We start from the raw sequence: 18,779 nt of genomic DNA, 5'->3' as shown, positions 1-18,779 counted from the left end.
GCCCCCACGTCGACGCCCAGCGGCACGGATTTGCCCAGCGAAGGAGATACCGCGGCCACTGCGGCCGTAACCCCGTGGTAGGCCAGTTGCGTCACGATGACGCCGCTGCCGCCCGTGTGGCCGCGCGCGATGCGCAGCGCCAGGTCATTGGCTTCGCTGCCCGTGCAGGCGAACATGACCTGCGAGAGCGCCGGCGGGAACGTGGCCAGAAGCCGTTCGGCGTAGTCCAGCACGCCGTCGTGCAGGTAGCGCGTGTGCGTGTTCAGCGTGGCGGCCTGCTGCGCAATGGCGGCGACGACGCGCGGATGGCTATGGCCGACCGACGCCACATTGTTGTAGGCGTCCAGGTAGCGTTGGCCGGCGCTGTCGTACAGCCACACGCCTTCGCCGCGGACGATATGCAGCGGGTTGTCGTAGAACAGGCGGTAGGCGGGGCCCAGCACGCGCTGGCGCCGTTCGATCAAGGCTCTTTCAGCCGCCGGCAGATCGCCTGCCGACGCTGGATCGAACGCGTTCAGCATGGCTTTGTCTTTGCTCACTTGGGATTCTCCAGGATGGCGCCGCAGGCGCGCGACAGGATCTCGTGGGCAAGCCCGCGCGGCAATGCCGCCAGGCGCGCCAAGCCGATCCAGGCCGGGCCGTTGTTGCGCAGGATGTAATTACGGTTTTCGGGATGCTGCTTGGCGCGCCAGCCCGTGATGGCCACGGTGATCAGCAGACGCGCGGCGATGAGGTCGGGCAACAGCGCGATTTCGCCCGCGGCCAGAGGGATCTCGCGGTGATAGCTGGCCACGCAGGCCGCGGCGCGGTCCAGTGGGTTGTCCGAGTCCTCCAGCAGATAGGAACAGGCGACCGCCAGGTCCTGCACCAACGGCGCCTCGACCATATCGCCGAAATCGAGGATGGCGCAGACCCGGTCGGGATGGGCGGCATCCACCATGACGTTGTAGGGATTCAAGTCATTGTGGATGACCTGCCGGCGCAGGCCCGGCAGCGCCGGGCGCACGTGGATCGTAAAGTGCTCCAGGGACTGCTCGGCCAGCCCGCGCCGGCCGACGTCTTCCATGAAAGGCAGCAGGTCGGCCGCCTGCCCCGCATGCTGCAGGTCCCATAGCAGCTTGTGGTTGGCGGTCGGATGTTCGAATCCGCCCAGGGCCAGATCGAACCTGGCCAGCGAGCGTCCCAGCGCGCCGGCCTGCGCATCGCTGCGGGCGGTTTTGTGGAGCGGCACGCCTGGCAGAAAGGTGATCAGGCGGATCGCGCGGCGCACGCCCGCTGGCCCCTCGTGCCAATGCACGTAGTGGCCGTCCCGCGCCGGATGCAGGTGCGGCACCGGCAGGTCGCGGTCCGCCCGCATCAAGTGGAGCTGGGCCTGTGTCTGGAAGTCCGTCACCGCCGGGTCCTCGGCGGGGTGCGTTGCTTTCAGGACATAGGCGCTGCCGTCCTCGAGCCGGAGATGAAAGTTCTGGTCGCGCTCGCTGCTCAGCAATTCCGCGCGGGCGCGCAGGCCATAGACGTCGCGGGCGATCGTCTGGGCGTCTTCAAGAGTCAGTTTCGGTGCCTCGGCCGCAAAGAGCGCCTGTTCCGCCGTCGATGTTTCCGTGCTGCGAGCTGTCATGCGGCGATCTCTTCCAGGCCGCACCATTCGGCAATGAACAAGGCGATCGTCTGCGTGACCTTGCGCACCGACTCGAGGTTCACCGCTTCATCGTTGCCGTGCGGCATGCGGCATTCCGGTCCGTAGACGATCGCGGGGGTGTCGGCGTACAGGCCATAGAAGCGGGCGTCGGTCGCGGCCGATGTCACGTACTCCTGCAGAGGCTCGTTGAATACCGCCTCGTGGCTGGCGCGCAGGGCCGCCTCGACGTCTTCGGCATCCTTCAGCTCGTAGCCTTCGGCCATGAACCCGTGATAGACCACCTTGGGAGGGTGCTTGGCAAGGAAGGGGTCGCGCGCGGCGACCTCCGCGACAAAGGCCTCGATTTCCGCGCGGGCGGCCTCCAGGCTCTGCCCCGGGAACACCGCGACGCGCATGTCGAAGGTGCACCACGCCGGCACGCTGGAGGGCCAGTCCCCGCCGGCGATCTTTCCCAGGTTGAAGCGGATCGGGTGCGGATGGCCGCAGAAGTGGGCGTGCTCGCACTTGCGACCGTTCCACCGCTGCTCCAGTTCATCCATCGCCTGGATCACGAATATGGCTTTTTGGATCGCGTTGGCGCCCGCGCCGGAGAATGCGGCCGAGGCATGCTGGGGATCGCCTTCGACCTGCACCTGGAACCACATCGGACCGACCTGCGCGCGCATCAACATCGGCAGCAAGGGCTCGGGGATGAATGCCGCGTCGGCGCGATATCCCCGTTGCAGGCAGGCCAGTGCGCCATTGCCGGTGCATTCTTCTTCGATGACCGATTGAAGAAACACGTCCGCCGCGGGCTGCAGGCCCACGCTGCGCAGCGCGTCCAGCGCCGCCATGCAGGCGATCAGGCCGGATTTCATGTCGCCGGCGCCGCGGCCGTACATCCAGCCGTCGATGATCGCAGGGTCATAGGGATCGCGGCTCCACTGCGAGCGCGGCCCGACCGGCACGACGTCGATGTGACCGTTCAGGATCAGGGAACGTCCCTGCCGGGTGCGCGAGCGGTGCGCGCCGACCACGTTGAACGCATTGTCGTAGGAAACGGCTACGGGCGAGAATCCGGGCAGGTGCTTGATCGCGTCGATGTCGATCTTCCAGCGATCAACACCATAGCCGCGCGCCACGTACTGCGCCGCCATGAAGTCCTGGGCCGCGGCTTCCTCGCCACGCTGCGAGGGAATGCGGACCAGTTGCGCCAGCGTCTCGGTCTGGGCGGCGTAGCCATCGTCGACGGCCGCGAGTATGCGCGCTTTCAGCGCTTGGGACAGATCGGGCATTGTGGCTCCAGGGTTACAGGCAATGCCGACGATCATAGAATCAATTGGAGCTAAGTCTGATAGCCAATTCCAAGCAATCGATATAGCCACTTTTCATTGATCGGGTTCCCCGTCAACGAAGCGGCGTGCTAGGCCGCGCTATCGCAAACGCAGCACGTCGGTCCGGTGCGATTCGCTTTACCCGGCCTCTCTTCGTGAATGCCCGGCGGAAGGGGAGATTGCCGCGATCAGGCCTGCTGCTTGAGGTAAACCATTTGATTTCTACCGGCAGATGACAAATCGACTGATTTGGCCGCATTCTGACTCGATTTTGAAATAATGATATTTCTTTGGGTATTATAGATACGCGTCGATCCGGAATTATGTTTTTCAGTTTGGTTAAACAAAAATAAGAAAAACGCTTTTTAATATTTATTAACAACTTGGCGGCTCGCCAATGTTGCGGTTTGTGTAATGAATGTAATTATTTGAGGGGATTCCCTAGGTTTATTACCGACCCCCCGACTTATTTGCACAGCAATAAAAATTTTTAGAAAGAAGTTTGCTGTGTGACCCATCTACGATTCGTTGGCTCGTCGCCCAACACGTATATCTGGGTATCGAGCTGTAATCAAACTTAAGCAATCTGTCAGCCCAACCCAGGACAAACGTCCTTCGATTTCATATCGAATACGTGTCGTTGGGCGTCGATTTCTAGTGTCTTCGACACGACGAAAACAGTGAGGTCCCCCGTGGTAAAGAGAATCGCAGTGTGTGGCCTTGGATATGTCGGCCTGCCCGTAGCCGTCGCATTTTCCAAGCGCTTTGATGTCATTGGCTTTGATGTGGACAAACGTCGAATCGCACGGCTGAAAGAGGGTGATGACTGGACTGGCGAAATCGAACGCGACGCATTGCTGGCTTCCCCCATGCAGTTCACCGACCAGGTGACGGAATTGGAAGGCTGCGACTTCTTCGTCGTGGCCGTGCCGACACCCGTCGACGAGAAGAACAATCCGGATTTCTCGCTGCTGGTTCGTGCTTGCCGGTCGATCGGCCCCGTGTTGCGTCCTGGATGCATCGTGGTCTTCGAATCCACCGTCCACCCGGGCGCAACCGAGGAAATCTGCGGCCCCGAGCTGGAGAAGGTGTCCGGCTTGCGCTGCGGCGTCGACTTCAAGCTGGGCTACAGCCCTGAACGGATCAATCCGGGCGACCGCGAGCATCCGCTGGAGAAGATCGTCAAGATCGTGTCCGGCCAGGACGAGGCCTCGCTGGAAGTCATCGCTGGCGTCTACGAGAAGATCATCGACGCGGGCGTGCATCGCGCCTCTTCGATCAAAGTGGCCGAAGCTGCGAAGGTGCTTGAGAACACGCAGCGCGACATCAACATCGCGTTGATGAACGAAATGTCGAAGATCTGCGATCTGGTCGGCATCCGCACGTCGGAAGTGCTGGCTGCGGCAGGCACCAAGTGGAATTTCCTGAAGTTCACGCCCGGCCTCGTCGGCGGCCACTGCATCGGCGTCGACCCGTACTACCTGACGTCCAAGGCGCAAGAGCTGGGCTATCACCCCGAGGTGATCCTGTCGGGCCGCCGCATCAATGACGGCATGGCCAACCACGTCGCCTCGCGGATCGTTCAGACCCTGGCCCGCAACGGCCGTCTGAATGCGTCGACCCGCGTCGGCATCCTGGGGATGACGTTCAAGGAAAACGTGCCCGACATCCGCAATTCGAAAGTGGTCGATCTGTACAACGCGCTGGGCAAGTACGGCATTACGCCGGTGGCCTGCGACCCGATGGCAGACGCGGGCCAGATGGAGCACGAATACGGCATCAAGCTCGTCGAGCGCGGCGAGTTCCGAGACATGGATGTGCTGATCCTTGCGGTTCCCCACCGCGAAACCATGGACGCCATCTGGGAAGACATGCCCAGTCTGGTCAAGAGCGGCGGGATGGTCTGCGACCTGAAGTCCGTGCTTGACAGCAAACGGCTTGCCTCCGACCTCTTGTACTGGACTCTTTAAGTTCGGTCTCGCTACCCATCACTGCAGGAGAGACCCAGAATGACTGCATTTACCACTGCTCCGATTGGCACGTGCCGCATCCATACGCCGCTGCGCGACGCCGTGGGACGCTATCCGATCAAACTGCAACTCGGGCGTAACTACGGTTTCGTGCATACCAGCGCCGAGGCGCTTCAGCAGGCGCGGTTCATGTTCGGCCACGGCGATATTCCCGCCGACGTCCAGCGCCTGATCTTCCGCCCCTCGAATGGCGAGCAGGCTCGCCGCGGAACCCATAAGCCGGCCGATCTCTACATGGTCGAGCTGTCTTCGCGCAAGCTGCTGACCATCGACGGTCATCCCATCCAGTCCAACTACGTGGTGCGCTACTTCAGCGAGTTCTTCGCCGACCGTACCCGCACTCGCACGTTCTGGTCGATGGCGCATGCTGACCGGCTGGCCGAAAGGCGCGCGTTGCTGGACCGGGATCCGGTCTTCAAGAGCCTGTCGTCCGAGGACCGCGAACTGCTGTCGCGTATCGTGAAGCGCGATCAGACGGATGAAGAGATCGAGGCGGAAATGCGTCAGCTGGTCGATCTGATCGGCCGTGACAAGGTGGTGTTCGTCACGCACGTCAACGCCCTGACGCCTGACAACATGCCGATCGAGCAGCGGCAGCAGCTGATCTCCGCCGTGATGGAAATCGCGCAGCGCATCGACGTGCCTTGCTACGATCCGACGCCGCTGATGAACAAGGTCGGGCAAGCCGAAGCGATGGAAGACGGCGGCCTGGACCTGACCCACTACACCCCGCTCTTCGCCGAGCGCCTGTACGTGGACTGGTTCAAGAATTTCATGCGTCCGCGGATGAGCGGCACCACGCCGCAGGTTGCGGTGCCCAAGCTCGCGGCCGACGAAAGCGTCGAACGTATCGAAAAGATCTGGGATTCGGGCAACTTGCGCGAGGCATCGCGCCGTGTGCGCGACGTGCTTCGCCGCCATCCCGGTCTGCCCGATCATGTGCTGTTGTTCGCCAGGATCCAGGAAGAGCTGGGCGACTACGAAGGGTCGCTTGCACTGCTGGGCAGCGCGGACGGCGCGGACGGCGTGGCGACCGGCAGCAAGGCCGAGCAGATTCTGATGCGCAATCAGTTCAAGCTGGGCCGTCATGACGTGGCCTACTCGCTGGCGGCCGGCCTGCTGGGCGACGAGATCGAAACGCCCGAAATTGTCCGCATCGCCGCGGTGTCCGCAGCCCAGCTGGGCTACGTGGACGAGGCCCTGGGCAATTGGAAGCAGTTGTTCCGCATCTCGTCCCCGGAAGACGCAAGCGCGGTCGAAGCCGCCGATACGGTGCTGTCCATGCTGCAGACGAGCGGCGACATGGAAGCGGCCATCCGCTGGGTCCATGAAGTCCGCGCGGCAATGCCCACATACGGACGCGGCTTTGCCGTGCTGTGGCGTGACCGCCTGCTGGCTGGGGATCGCGCCGGACTGCGCACCTTGGCGACCGAATCCCCCGCGCTGGACGACGTCGTTGCGCTGGAGCTGGTCAAGGAAGCCTCGTGGCGCGGCTTCATCATGGCCGCGGCAGCGTTGGCAGCGTCTTGCCACCTGGCCGACAGCGAGCAGCAAGATATTTCGGAATGGCTGCTGGCGCAGTCCACGGCATGGGCCGAAGAAGGCAATCGCGCCCTGGAAGAAGGGCGCCTGCGCGACGCGGCCGAAAGGATTTGCGCGCACCGCCTGCTGAATCCCAACGCCTTGACCGGTGCGCGCGCGCAGCGTGCCTTTGAACGCGCCATGCGTCTTGGCGTGCGGGCCGCGCTGCTGGCGGGCAATCACAAGGAAGTGATCGACCTGACGGATATCGCCATCGATACCCAAGTTGCCTTCCCCGAGCTGGACGCCATGCGCGGCCGGGCAGCCGACGCGCTGGGCGACAAGCAAACCGCCATGCGGCACCTTGCACAGGCCGCCGCCGGCGAATCCGCCCCGTTCAGCGCGCAGTTGTTCTTTGCGCGTGCCGCGTTCAACGGCGGCTGGTACGGCGAAGCCATCGACGCCTACAAGATGGTGCTTTCCCATCCGTCGGCCGACCAGGGCGCCAAGGAAGAAGCAGAACGCCAGCTGGGCAGGCTTGGACCGCGCGCCATTCGTGGCGCCCGTGAAAGCCTGTCCGCCGGCGATCATCAGGCGGCCTGGACCCTGCTGGAGCGCGTCGCGCAGTCGTGGCCCGAGATGACCGAAGTCGACCGTGAAAAGCGCCGCATCCTTACCGTTCTGTATGCCGAAGCGCGTGCGCTGGACCCCGCAAGCGCGACCGAGCGCCTGGCGCTTGGCGAGAAGATCGTGCAACTCGTGCCGGAAGACCCGATCGGCCTGCGTCTGGCCGCCGTTGGTGCCATGCGGCTGCATCGCTTCGAGCAGGCCTTGCCGCACTGGAAAAAGCTCCAGGAACGTTCCGATAATCCGGCTCAGTTCGACCATTACATCGAGCGCTGCCAGGTCTGGATCGACAAGCTCAACCGGAGAAAGGCGGCATGAATCCACCACTGATCACCGAGCGTGCGGACGCCAAGTCCGATCTTCAATGGGTTCAGGCCCAATTAGAGGAAATCGTCGCGGCTTCAGGGCGGGTTCAAGTCGCACAGGAAAACCTGGCTCGCGCGAAAGTGCTGGCGCGCGATCACTTGGAAGATTCGAAGGTCCGCTTTCTTCTGCTCAGGCTGAAGGAGTCGGCGGGCTTGAACGAGGGCATGGCGGAGCAGTGGGCAACGCTGTTGCAGGAATGCCCGGACGATCTTCAGATCGTCCGCTATTGCGCAACCCGTCTGGTGAAGGAACGGCATGTCGACCAGGCGTTGGAGTTGGTCGACCGCCATCTGCCCGAGTCGACGGATAATCCCGACCGCTTGTTTGCGCGGGCCAAGCTGCTTAGCGACATTCGCGCGCACGACCAATCGGACGCGTTATTCCGCCGGCTGATCACGCAGTACACCGACCGGAACATGCGCGTCGAGTTTGCCAAGCGCTTGCGCAAACGCGGCTTGCTGGCCGATGCGTTCGAGGCGATTGCGCCGGTGGCCAAGCACCTGACGCCGGGCAGCAAGGCGGCGGAACTTGCCGACGGACTGGCAAGCGACTATGCCTTCTACCAGCGCTTCGAGTCCGAAGAGGGGCTGGCCGGAAAGGACATCAGGATCGTGTCGATGAAACACGCGATCCTGCACTTTCGCGATCGGCAGGTTGCCGAGAATTCGCCGGACAAACCCGTGTCCGTGGCGCTGGTTACCGGCAGCCTTGGGCCGGGCGGCGCCGAGCGCCAGCTGACGCGGCTTGCCGGCGAACTCACCCGTCTGGCGGCGTTTCCCGAGCAGCGGCCGGCCGAGGTGCTCATGAAGCCGAAGAAGGTGGAGGTGCTGGTGAAACAGCACACCGAACCACCGGGTTCGCCCAAGAAGCAGGAGCTGGATTTCTTCCTGCCCGTGCTGGTCAAGGCGCAGATTCCCGTCACGGAAATCAACAAGCTGCCCGCCGTGTCCGTGTCCCATCAGGCCGTGCCCGAGGGCAGCCTGGCGCGTTTGCTGGAGCAATTGCCCCCGCCGGTTCACTACGGCGTGACGCGCCTGGCGCCGGTGTTGCGTGCCGTCTCGTTTGACGTGGTAAGCCTGTGGCAAGACGGAACCTGCCTGTTTGGCGCATTGGCGGCGCTGCTTGCCGGCACGCCGACCATTCACCTCGTCTTCCGCGGACTGCCGCCCAATATCCGCAAGGACCGCTTCCGCGAAGAGTATCCCGAGCTTTACCAGGCCTTGGCCCAGGTGCCCGGGGTGGTCTTCGTCAGCAATAGCCGCAAGGCGGCGGAAGCCTATTCCGAATGGCTGGGCATTCCCATCATGCGTTTCCACATCCTGTACAACGGCGTGCCGGATCTGGCGACCGACGCCTCCGACGCCGATAAGGAAAAGTGGAAGGCGTTCCAGGAAAGCACGACGGACGCGACCGAGACCATTGGCGGCGTCTTCCGGCTGGAGCCGGATAAACGTCCGCAACTGTGGATCAAGCTTGCCGCGCTCTATCTGAAGGAACGCCCGCAAGCACGCTTCGTCATCGTGGGCGATGGCCGTCTTCGAGAGAATATCGAGGCGCTGGCAGAAGAACTGAGCGTGACCGACCGGCTGCTGCTTGTGGGCTTATCGAACCACGTCGGTTATTGGTATTCGCAAATGGATGCCAGCGTGCTGCTGTCCCGGTACGAAGGCTTGCCGAACGTGCTGATCGAAGCGCAGCTGCTGGGGGTGCCGGTGATCTCGACGCCTGCTGGTGGCGCGGGAGAGTGTTTCGTCGAAAACGAGACCGGCCACTTGCTCAGCGATGTCGATCATCCCGATCTGCACGAGGCCTGCGAAAAAGTCGCCTCGATGGTGGACCAGGTGCGCACCAACGAGCAACTGAGGGCGCATAGCCGCCACCGGGCGCAAAAACTGTTTTCGCTTGACGCGATGCTGACCAAGTTCCTGGCGCTGTGCATGCCCGTGTCCGAAAACGACGAGAGCATGGATCTGCAGCCCATGCGCTTGATGCAAGCCTGATTGGCCGCTTATCTTTTCGAGCTGCTAACGCTAAAGGATTTTATGCAAATGAACGTCCCGGCTCCGGGCCTGCGGCGCAACGCGGCCCTGGCCCTGATGCTGCTTTCCGCGCTTTCACTGACGGGCTGCCAACTGCCGCGTTCTGGCCCGATGCTAAGCGAGATGACGGGGGCACACGACGACAAGGATGTCGTGGTGATGCCCGTGTCGCGTGACCTGGTGCAGAAAAGCAGGGTGCCCGACGTGGCCGATTTTCCCGTGCGCTATCGCGATCTGACGCAAGCGGGCTTCGATAGTCTGGTGCCTGGCGATGGTATCAATGTGAAGGTCTGGGAGCGCGGCGGGCTGGGCGTCTTCGCCGCGGACCCGTCCGGCGTGAGCGACCTGGGTAACCAGGAGATCGACCGGTCGGGGAATGTCACGTTCCCGATCCTTGGAAAATTCAAGGCCGAGGGCCTGACGCTGGGCAAGCTGCATGATGCGATCGTCGCGCGCCTGGCCAAGCTGGTCGTGGGCGCCGACGTCAGCGTGACCCGTGCGGCCGACGCGCGCGGACAGATGGTGACGGTGCAGGGCAATCTGACCAAGCCCGGCATGTTTCCCATCACGCAGACCGCGCAGCGCCTGAGCAGCGCGCTGGCGCAGGCCGCGCCCGTGCAGACGAATCCCGAGCAGCTCGTCATCAGCTTGCGCCGCGATAATCAGGTTGCGTCGGTGCGGCTCTCGGATATCTACCGCAACCAGAACAACGACATCCTGCTGCGGCCGGGCGATGTCATCACCGCCTATGATTCCCGCGAATATCTGACCGTGCTGGGCGCGGCGGGCACCCAGGGGCGCGTGGCCATCAGCAAGCGCAACTACAGCGTGCTGGATGCCCTGGCCGATTCCCGAGGGCTTGACGACAAGCTGGCCGACCCGCGTTCGGTGTTCCTGTTCACGCCTGCAAAGGCTGGCGTGGCCGGCAAGCCCGACATGCTGCCCGTGGTCTATCAGTTTGACCTGACCCGGCCGGAGCAGGTGGCGCTGGCGCGCGAATTTACCGTTCAGGAAGGCCAGGCCATCTACATTTCGGATGCGCCGTTCACCCAGGTGCAGAAGGTCTTGTCGGCGTTCCGCGTCACGATGAGCGCAGGCTTCAGCGCCACGCGGGCTATCGACAGCGATTCGGGCTCCAGTTCATCCGGCGTATCGCAATAGCGTGTCGATGAGCAACGAGGATCGGATCAAGGGCTGGCGCTCGCGCCGGAAGGATAGCAATTACGCGGTAGGGTCCGGCGTCGCCGCCTGGCGGCTGGATCCGGCTGCGCTGTTTGAGGAAAAGGCCACGCCGGCCGTGTTGCTCAAGCCGTTGCTGGCCCGCCTTCAGGGCGAGCCGCACGACTCCGTGGCCGCCCGGCGAACGGTGTACGAGGCCGTGCAGGCGGAGCTGGACGCAGAGATCGCGCGTAGCGGCGTCAATGAGACGCTCGCCGACTTCTCACGGCGCCGCTTGCGGCTGATCGTGCGCTTGCTTGAGCAGGATATCCGCGCGGGCACCGACGTGTTCGTGCCGGGACACATGCCCGCCAAACTGGTGGCGGAAGACGAGCGCCTGGCCGCGGCGCATGCGCGTCGCGTCGAGCGGCGCAAGCAGGATGAAGCGCGCGAGGCGCGGCGCCATGCGTCGCGCAACGATATTGCGCTGGAAGTCGAGCTGTCCGGGGACGAGGCCGGCGACCTTGCGATTCTGCGGGATCGCATGGCCGCCTTGCATGAAGGGGGTCACCCCCGGGATGCGGGTCGCGGGCGGCCGGTGGGGCGCACGTTGCTGGCGTTGTTCGTCTATCAGCTGCGGGTGATACACGGCGAGAGCCGGATCGCCCTGCTGTGGGCCCTGGTGGGCCCGGTGGTGCTGCTGACGTTGATCTCGTCGCTGTACATCCTGATGGGCACGCATTACATCCTGGGCATGGACGTGCAGACGTTCTCGCTGTTGGGGGCAACCACTTGGATCATGTTCCGGCAGATCATCTTCAGAAGCAGCGCGGCCTACATATCGGCCCGCGGCCTGCTGAACTTTCAGGGCGTGACGCCATTGATGTGCGCGCTGGTGCAGGCGTTGATCTACCTGTCGGTGTATCTCGTGGTGTTCGGCGTATTGATCAGTGCTGGCCATGCGCTGGAACTCATTACCTTGCCGGAAAGCTGGGCGGGGTTCGTGCTGTTCGTCGTGCTGATGGGAGTCTGCGGCGCGGCGATGGGGGTGTTGTTCGGGTCGATCGCGACCTTCTGGCATTTCTATCTGAGGCTTGCGCCGGTGATCGAGCGGTTCCTGCAGATTTTCTCCAGCGTCTTTTTTGTTTCGGAACAGTTGCCGGAACATCTGCGCCCGTGGATTCTCTGGTCGCCGTTTGCCCACGGCATGCAACTTTTGCGCTCGGCTTACTTCGAGGCCTACGACTCCCAGGATGCAAGCCTGGGCTATTTCCTGACGTCGTTGGTGTTCTTGATGGTGGTCGCCCTGGCAGCCGAACGCCTTGCGCGTCCCAATGTCCAGCCGATGTGAGGGAAGACGATGATTCATTTGAATGGCGTCACTGACGAACCCTATGCATTCGGAAGCCGGCAGCCGCTGCTGCTCAATGCCGACCTTGATATACCCGTTGGCCGGTACGCGTTGCTTTCGCATTCGCCGGAACTGCATCGTCAGATCGTCGATGTGCTGTGTTGCCTGCGTCCGCCGCGTCATGGGTTCGTCAAGCACGACGGCGTCGTGTCTTGGGCGATCGGGCGGCAAGGCTTCATCCGCGGCAAGGCAAACGGCCTGAGCATCATCGATTTCGTGAGCGAGATGTACGAGATCGATGCGGCGGCCACGCACGAGCTGGTCGCGGACCTGATCAGCGATCCCAAGTGCCTGGCCAAGCCGATGGAGCATTGGCCGCTTTACGCACGGCAGGAGTTCTCGTTCGCCCTGGCGCTGGCGCCGGCGTTCGATGTCTACGTCATCGAAGGGGCCATTCCTTTCGAGCCCTGCCGTTTCACCCGCCTCTGGCTGGCTCTCTTTGAAGAGCGGCTGATTGGCCGGACACTTATTTTTTCCAGTTATCGCCAGAATCAGATGGCGGATTACTGCCTAAAAGGCTTGATTTATGAACGAAGCGCTCTCAGCATCGAAGACGACCTCGACCAGTGCATCAGCAGGTTCCCCCCGCGACGATCACGGAGCGAATCCGGCACAGGCGACGACGGCTTCGGCGGCGGCTTCGACGAAGGGCAGCTCGGCCTCTGAGGGCGGGTCCGAAATCGAACGGCGTCGCCGCGAACGGCAGTCGTCGCTGCGCGAGCGCCGCCGCCATCGGTGGATCAACGCCTTCATCGTCGTGGCGCCTGTCGTCCTGGCCTTGGTCTATGTGCTTTGGATCGCCACGCCGCGCTATGAGGCGGAGTCGCGCTTCTTCGTGCAGTCGGGATCCGGCCAGCAAGGCGGCGGAGGCGGCGCGGCAAGCCTGCTCACCACGGGGAACATGGGCGGCATGCTTGGTGGCTTCGTGGATGGATGGGCGGTTGCCGACTTCCTCAAATCGCGCGATGCCATGCAACAGCTGGACAGGAAAGTCGGCCTGCGCCAATACCTGATCCGTGCCGGCATGGACCCGCTCAGCCACCTGTCCGAAGATGCCAGCGAGGACGATCTTTATCGCGCCTACCGGGCGTCGGTCCAGGTTTCGTTCAACGCGTTGGAGCAGATCGACGTACTGCGCGTAAGCGCGTTTTCGCCGGAAGACGCCGCGACCTTGTCGAAGGCGCTGATCGGCCTGGCGGAGGCCTTCGTCAGTTCGATGAACGAAAAAGGCGTGGCCGACAAACTGAAGGTCAGCGAAGAGTCCGTCCGGCTGGCCGAGCAAAAGGCGTTTGCCGCGAGAGAGGCGCTGACGGCATGGCGGACCACGCACGGCAACATCGATCCGACCGCGACGGTGGCGATGTTGTTGAACTTGTCGAGCCAACTCGAGTCGGAACTCAATAGCGCACAGATCAATCTGGACAAGATCCGCGCGCTGGGCAACAAAGACCATTTCATGCTCAAGCCCGCCGAGCTGCAAGTTGCGGCCCTGAAGAAACGGATTGCGTCATTGCGGCGTCGTCTGAGCGGCGAAGGCAATACGGAAGCGAAACAGTTGAAGTCGTACGAGACCCTGCGCAACACCCAGGCCTTCGCGGATTCGAACCTGACGTTGGCGCAGCAGACCTACCAGCAAGCGGTGACGGATGCCCTGCGGCTGCAGCGGTACTTGTCCATCATTGCGCAACCGGTGCCGACCGATCGTCCCAGCAGCCCGCGCACGGGGATCTTGCTGCTGCAGGCATTGGCGCTGGGCTTTGTACTGATGTTCATCTTCCGCGTGGCGATGGCATTGTTGAGGGGGTTGCGTCATGGTTGAGACGGCTATTGCGAATCGCCAGGCCCAGGCCGACGCCACCACGCGGCTGCGCGAGGTCATCAAGAGCATCCACGCCGCCGCCGACCCGGCGCGCGACATGGCGGCGCTTCCGCCGGCGCTGTTGCCGGTGGAAGACGGTTGGCGCGATGTCCGACGATTGCTGGTGTCTCCCTTTGTGCGGGAGGGTAAGTTTGTTCCTGCGATCGCCGCGCTTGAGGTGCTGGTGGCGGCGTATCCCTCGCGCATCGATGACCGCCGTCTGCTGGCGAGCCTGCTGGGGCGAACCGAACAGTGGGACCGCGCCATCGCCGTGGCGGATGCCGCCGCGGGCATCGAGCCCGATGCCGCGGCGCTGCACGCTGCGCGAATCCAGTTGCGCGTGCAGGCGGGACGGCTGGCCGAAGCCGCGGACGTCGCGCGCGCGACCGTCGGCCTGGTGCACCGCGAGCCGGGCGATGCCTATTCCTGGATGCTGGCTTTTGTGCGCAACGGCGACGCGGCTGATGCGGCGCGCGTCGCGGCAGCCCTGGATCCCAACGAGCTGCCAAACGAACGCGTGGCGACGATGGCCGTGCGGGCCCTGCTTGAGGACGGCAGGGTGGCGGCGGCGATCCGGCTGGGTGATGCGGCGCTGAGCGCGGGCCACGATTGTGCCGCGCTGCGCTCATCCCTGGGGTTGGCGCACCTGCGGCGCGGGTCCGAGGAGGATCGCAAGACGCACGCGCTGGCGCATTTCGAGGCCGGTCTGAAGGCATCGCCGGCCGACGTCAGGCTGCTGACGCTCTATGGCGAAACGCTGTTGCGCGCGGGTCGCGCCAAAGAGGCGCTGGCGCCGCTTGAGCAGGCCATCGGCCTGGCGCCGGATCTGGAGCAGACGCGGGCGCTTTATGCGCGTGCCTTGCGTTACACGCTGCAGTACGGCGAGGCCGCCGATCAGATGATGATGCTGGTCGAGAAATCGCCCGACAAGCTGCTGTGGCAGCGTGCCGCCATCGGCGCGCTGTCCCAGGCGGGCCGCAGCACGCAGGCCGAAGCGCTCTACGCGCAATATGTGGCCAAACGCGGCGCGCATTTGCCGGCGACCTTCCAGGAGGCGCTGGATCAACTGGACGAACGGCTGGATACCGCCCCGATACCGCAGGCGCGGCTGGACTGGGCCTGGTCGTTGCGCGGGGATCCCAATGCCGACCGGGCAGAGTGGGAACGCCGCGCGCGTTGGGGCCACCTGGTCGATCACCTTCTGTACGACTGGCTTGAATGCCGTGAAGACAGCGCCGAAGAGGCCATGCAGGTGTTGGGTGAACTCGACACCGGCGAACGTTTCTTTGCGCCGTTGTTGGCGGCCGGACGGGGCGTGGTGGTGGCCACCGCGCACGTCGGTCCCATGTATGCGGGGCTGATGGCGCTGGAATTGCTTGGCATCCCGTCGCGCTGGCTCGCGACGGCGCCCAGCGTCGCCCAAAGCAGCTACGCCACCGCCTTGATCTCTACCGCGGACCAGACCGAGGCGCAAGTCGCCAAGGCTTGCATGCGCGCGCTGGGATCGGGTTACGTGCTGTGCCTGGCCATCGACGGCGCGGCCAACCCCGCAGCCCCGCGCACGACCTTCGAAGGGCAGGATGTGACCTACTCCAGTTTCGCGTCGCATCTGGCGCACCGCCTGCGGGTGCCTTCGGTGTTCTACGCGCCTCGCTGGGAGAACGGTCACGTGGCGTATACGCTTGAGATGCTGCCCGCCGTTGAACCCGGCGAGGATGCCGATGCCTACTCGCTGCGATGGCAGAAGGCGTATTTCGAGCGGCTGCGTGAGCACGTGGCCGGCCCGCCGGAGAATCTTCGCCTTAGCGGGGGAATCTGGCGTCATGTGCAGTCCGCGGATCGGTCCGCGCAGCAATAGGAGCGATCGTCGATGAAACCCGCAATGAAGGCCATGCTGGGGCTGCTTGCCTTGGCCCTGTGGCAGGGCGGCGCGGCGGCCGCGAGTGCATCGTGCGAACGCCCCGATGAACATTGTGCGTCGGTCGCGTCGCTGCTGCAGCAACGCGAGGGCTACGGCGCCCGCGCCACGGGCGGATTGGGCGGCAAGTTCATCGAGGTCACGTCCGACCAGGACGCGGGGCCAGGGACGCTGCGCGCCGCGCTGGCGCAGGCCAAGAAAGGCCCCACCTGGATCCGCTTCGCGTCCGACATGACCATCGTGCTGGATTCGCAGCTGCGCGTACCGTCGAACGTCACGATCGATGGACGCGGCAAGCGTGTCACGCTGATCGACGACGGCTTGGGCGTGTACGGCAGCCAGAACGTCATCCTGACGCATCTGACGATCGACGGGCGCTTGAGCCGGCTGACGCAGGCGGTGAATGTGGCCAATGGCAGCCGCGACGTCTGGGTCGACCATATGGACCTGTCGCGGATGTCCGACCGGCTGCTCAATGTGAAGAACGGGTCGACCGACGTCACGATCTCGTGGACGAAATTCCACAATTCCAACAAGGTCATGTTGCTGAACAACATTACCTCGAAGAACCTTTTCCAGAACTACGAGCGCGATTCGATCGCGCGGGTGACGCTGCACCACAATTACTTCTTCAACACCGTGCAACGCAATCCGCGCGGGCAGTTCGGCACGTTCCACCTTTTCAACAACCTGTTGGAAAACTGGGATTTCTACGGCATGAGTTTCAGCCTGGAAGCCAAGGCGTTTGTTGAGGGGAACATCTTCAGCAACGCCACGCAGCGCAAATGCGTGGAGCCCGAGTTTTCCCCCACGGTGGAAGGCATCAAGGTGAATTACTGCCACTACATTCCCATCGCCTCGAAGCGAAGCGCGTTGGAAAATGGCGAATCGGATCGGGGCGCATACGAGAAACTGAAGGCCCAGCACGGCTACACGCGGGATTACAAGGCGTTCCTGCGCTTGAAAGACAATCTTTATCTGGGCGATGCAAAGCCGGTTCTGGAAGACTACCGCCCTGAATCCGCGCCGACACCGCCGTACTGCTACGGCTACGAGAAGGCCACGCCGGAACTGGCCGAGAAGATCCGCCAGTTCGCAGGTAATACGGCGGGGGATACGCCGTTGCCGGCGTCTCGGACGGGGTCGGGTTGCCCGGGGTTATAGTCGCGTCCATCCATAACCAGGCATGGATGTCCGCATGCCAACAGACAGGGCGTGCAGAATGAACCAACAAGAACGCAACGGCGCTTCCTCCGAAGGGCGCGTGCCCACGGGCGGCTTCGCGGCGATGGTCCCGGAGCTGGACGTCACCAGCCTGCCGGCCAGTCTGGATTTCTGGTGCCGGTTGCTGGGGTTTGAAATCGCTTATGCGCGCAGAGAGGCTGGCTTCGCGTATCTGGAGCGCGGGCCACTTCAGATCATGCTGTGCGAAATCAACCATGAATGGGACACGGCGCCGCTCGAGCGGCCGTTTGGACGCGGCATCAATTTCCAGATGCAGGTGGATCGCGTGGAACCCATCGTGCAAGCGCTTGGGGATGCCGGGTGGCCGCTCTTTCGCCCGGTCGAGGAAAAGCGCTATCGGGTCGGCGCGGGCTGGTCGTCATGCAAGGAATTCCTGGTGCAGGACCCGGACGGCTATCTGTTGCGGTTTGCGGCGGACGGGGCTTCCGACTCTGCTGACGCCTCGGTTGCCTGACTGCGGGTGATTCGCGCGCCACGCTGTGATCTGTAAAAAGGGCCAGATGCCGTCGATTCGCATCAACTGCTCACATTAGACAGTTCTTGTCATTCCCCGTTACCACGGCGAAAATCCCCTCTTGGCGCGGCGCAGCTAGCGCAAGGACGATGCTGGATCCCGCCGCCGGGGGAATCGCACGTGAAGGATGCTGGCCAGTACCAGACGCACAACGCTACCGTGCTTGAACCCAGTCCGTCGTCGGACTGGCTGTATCACTGCGCGATGAGCCTGCTTAAACACCCGGCCGACGACGCGATTTCGGCGCTGCTGGCATTCATGGGCGAGACCTCGGACGTGGACCGGTCCTGGATGATCGAATACCGCCCCGACATGCTGCGCCTGCGCAATACGCATGAATGGTGCCGGGGCCAGACACAGCCGTTCGTCGCCGAACTCCAGGATGTGCCCACCACCTTGATCGCATGGCTGCACCGGTTCATGGTGAAAGGCCAGGCCGTGGCCATCCACGACGTGAACGACCTGCCGCGCACCGCGCGAGCCATCCAGGCCGAATTCCAGCGTCAGGGAAACAAGAGCGTGCTGAGCGTGCCGGTGTTTCATGACAAGAAGCTCTACGGAATCATCGGTTTCGACACGACCGCCAAGCACAGGACGTGGTCTGCCGACGAGGTCAGGGCGCTGTTCCAATGCGCCAATCTGATCGGGCAGGCCAAGTACGCGAATAGCAGCGACTCCGGCCGCACGGCCAGGTACGACGGTTCGACGGCGGTGATCTATCTGAGCATGCGCGGCGTGGTCCGGGGCGTGCAGCCGGAGGCCATCGTGGGCGTCCGGTCGGCGGGCAATTACAGCGAGATCTGGCTTGAGGACGGGTCGATGGTGCTGGATTCGCGTGCCCTGGGCATGTGGTCGACGTTGCTGCCCGACAAGACGTTCTTCCGGGTCCACCGCACGGCCATTGCAAACGCGTTGCATGTCATGGATGTCGACCGCCGAAGCGTCGACAAGTGGGTGATCAGGATGCGGTCGCTGGATGCCAAATGGCCGGTGTCACGTTCGTACCGGAAACTGTTGCGCGAACGCATTGGCATCTGACGCCGGCGAATCGGCCGGCAACCTGGCCGGCCTATGCAGTTCGTCATGCCGGCCTGTTGTTTCGTCCTGACGAACGATGCCATCGGGCAAGTTTTTGGGATC

14 protein-coding genes are annotated in these 18,779 nt (G+C 63.5%); 11 read left to right on the top strand and 3 right to left on the bottom strand.

The window, feature by feature from the left end; translation table 11 throughout:
* The 3 genes from ACE039_RS12900 to ACE039_RS12890 form a co-directional block, all read right to left on the bottom strand.
* Positions 1-539 (bottom strand): aminotransferase class III-fold pyridoxal phosphate-dependent enzyme (locus ACE039_RS12900; RefSeq protein ID WP_485822550.1); only part of this gene is annotated, 539 nt, incomplete at its 3' end.
* Positions 536-1,618 carry a phosphotransferase gene (locus ACE039_RS12895; RefSeq protein WP_485822549.1) on the bottom strand — a complete coding sequence of 361 codons (1,083 nt, stop codon included), beginning with the start codon at positions 1,616-1,618 and terminating at the stop codon, positions 536-538. The genes ACE039_RS12895 and ACE039_RS12900, both read right to left, overlap by 4 nt.
* Positions 1,615-2,913, bottom strand: a complete 1,299-nt coding sequence (locus tag ACE039_RS12890) for an ArgE/DapE family deacylase (RefSeq protein WP_485822581.1) — start codon at positions 2,911-2,913, stop codon at positions 1,615-1,617. The genes ACE039_RS12895 and ACE039_RS12890 overlap by 4 nt, the downstream gene beginning before the upstream one ends.
* A 749-nt stretch (positions 2,914-3,662) precedes the next feature.
* Here ACE039_RS12890 and ACE039_RS12885 point away from each other — a divergent pair.
* The 11 genes from ACE039_RS12885 (at position 3,663) to ACE039_RS12835 (ending at position 18,677) form a co-directional block, all read left to right on the top strand.
* A complete protein-coding gene (locus ACE039_RS12885; protein ID WP_105558996.1) occupies positions 3,663-4,922 on the top strand; it encodes a nucleotide sugar dehydrogenase in 1,260 nt (419 codons plus the stop codon).
* A gap of 39 nt (positions 4,923-4,961) precedes the next feature.
* Entirely contained in the window at positions 4,962-7,448 is a 2,487-nt protein-coding gene (locus ACE039_RS12880; RefSeq protein ID WP_485822548.1) for a hypothetical protein, read from the top strand.
* The gene (locus ACE039_RS12875) at positions 7,445-9,496 is read left to right on the top strand and encodes a glycosyltransferase (RefSeq protein WP_313456502.1); all 2,052 of its coding nucleotides are present in this window, start codon (positions 7,445-7,447) and stop codon (positions 9,494-9,496) included. The genes ACE039_RS12880 and ACE039_RS12875 overlap by 4 nt, the downstream gene beginning before the upstream one ends.
* 42 nt (positions 9,497-9,538) lie before the next feature.
* On the top strand, positions 9,539-10,696 hold the full coding sequence (locus ACE039_RS12870) for a polysaccharide biosynthesis/export family protein (protein WP_105558993.1): 1,158 nt from the start codon (positions 9,539-9,541) through the stop codon (positions 10,694-10,696).
* A gap of 7 nt (positions 10,697-10,703) precedes the next feature.
* Positions 10,704-12,044: an ABC transporter permease gene (locus ACE039_RS12865; protein WP_105558992.1), complete on the top strand. Its 1,341-nt coding sequence runs from the start codon at positions 10,704-10,706 to the stop codon at positions 12,042-12,044.
* A gap of 9 nt (positions 12,045-12,053) precedes the next feature.
* Positions 12,054-12,770 (top strand): P-loop NTPase family protein, encoded by a 717-nt coding sequence (locus ACE039_RS12860; protein ID WP_448711795.1) that lies wholly within the window; start codon positions 12,054-12,056, stop codon positions 12,768-12,770.
* Positions 12,771-12,891: 121 nt separating this feature from the next.
* Complete coding sequence (locus ACE039_RS12855) at positions 12,892-13,923, top strand: KpsE/RkpR family capsule polysaccharide export protein (RefSeq protein ID WP_310034145.1); 1,032 nt, start codon at positions 12,892-12,894, stop codon at positions 13,921-13,923.
* A complete protein-coding gene (locus ACE039_RS12850) occupies positions 13,916-15,820 on the top strand; it encodes a tetratricopeptide repeat protein (protein WP_485822547.1) in 1,905 nt (634 codons plus the stop codon). Before ACE039_RS12855 ends, ACE039_RS12850 begins: the two co-directional genes overlap by 8 nt.
* Positions 15,821-15,832: 12 nt before the next feature.
* Entirely contained in the window at positions 15,833-17,044 is a 1,212-nt protein-coding gene (locus tag ACE039_RS12845) for a pectate lyase family protein (RefSeq protein ID WP_313456510.1), read from the top strand.
* 58 nt (positions 17,045-17,102) lie between these two features.
* A complete protein-coding gene (locus ACE039_RS12840; protein ID WP_485822546.1) occupies positions 17,103-17,579 on the top strand; it encodes a bleomycin resistance protein in 477 nt (158 codons plus the stop codon).
* Positions 17,580-17,759: 180 nt separating this feature from the next.
* Positions 17,760-18,677, top strand: a complete 918-nt coding sequence (locus ACE039_RS12835; protein WP_233214227.1) for a GAF domain-containing DNA-binding protein — start codon at positions 17,760-17,762, stop codon at positions 18,675-18,677.
* The last annotated feature ends 102 nt before the right edge of the window (positions 18,678-18,779 follow it).

It is taken from the genome of Achromobacter maghribensis, assembly GCF_057334215.1.
The sequence above is the reverse complement of the archived record's forward strand: the minus strand, read 5'-3'. Positions and strand labels throughout refer to the sequence as shown.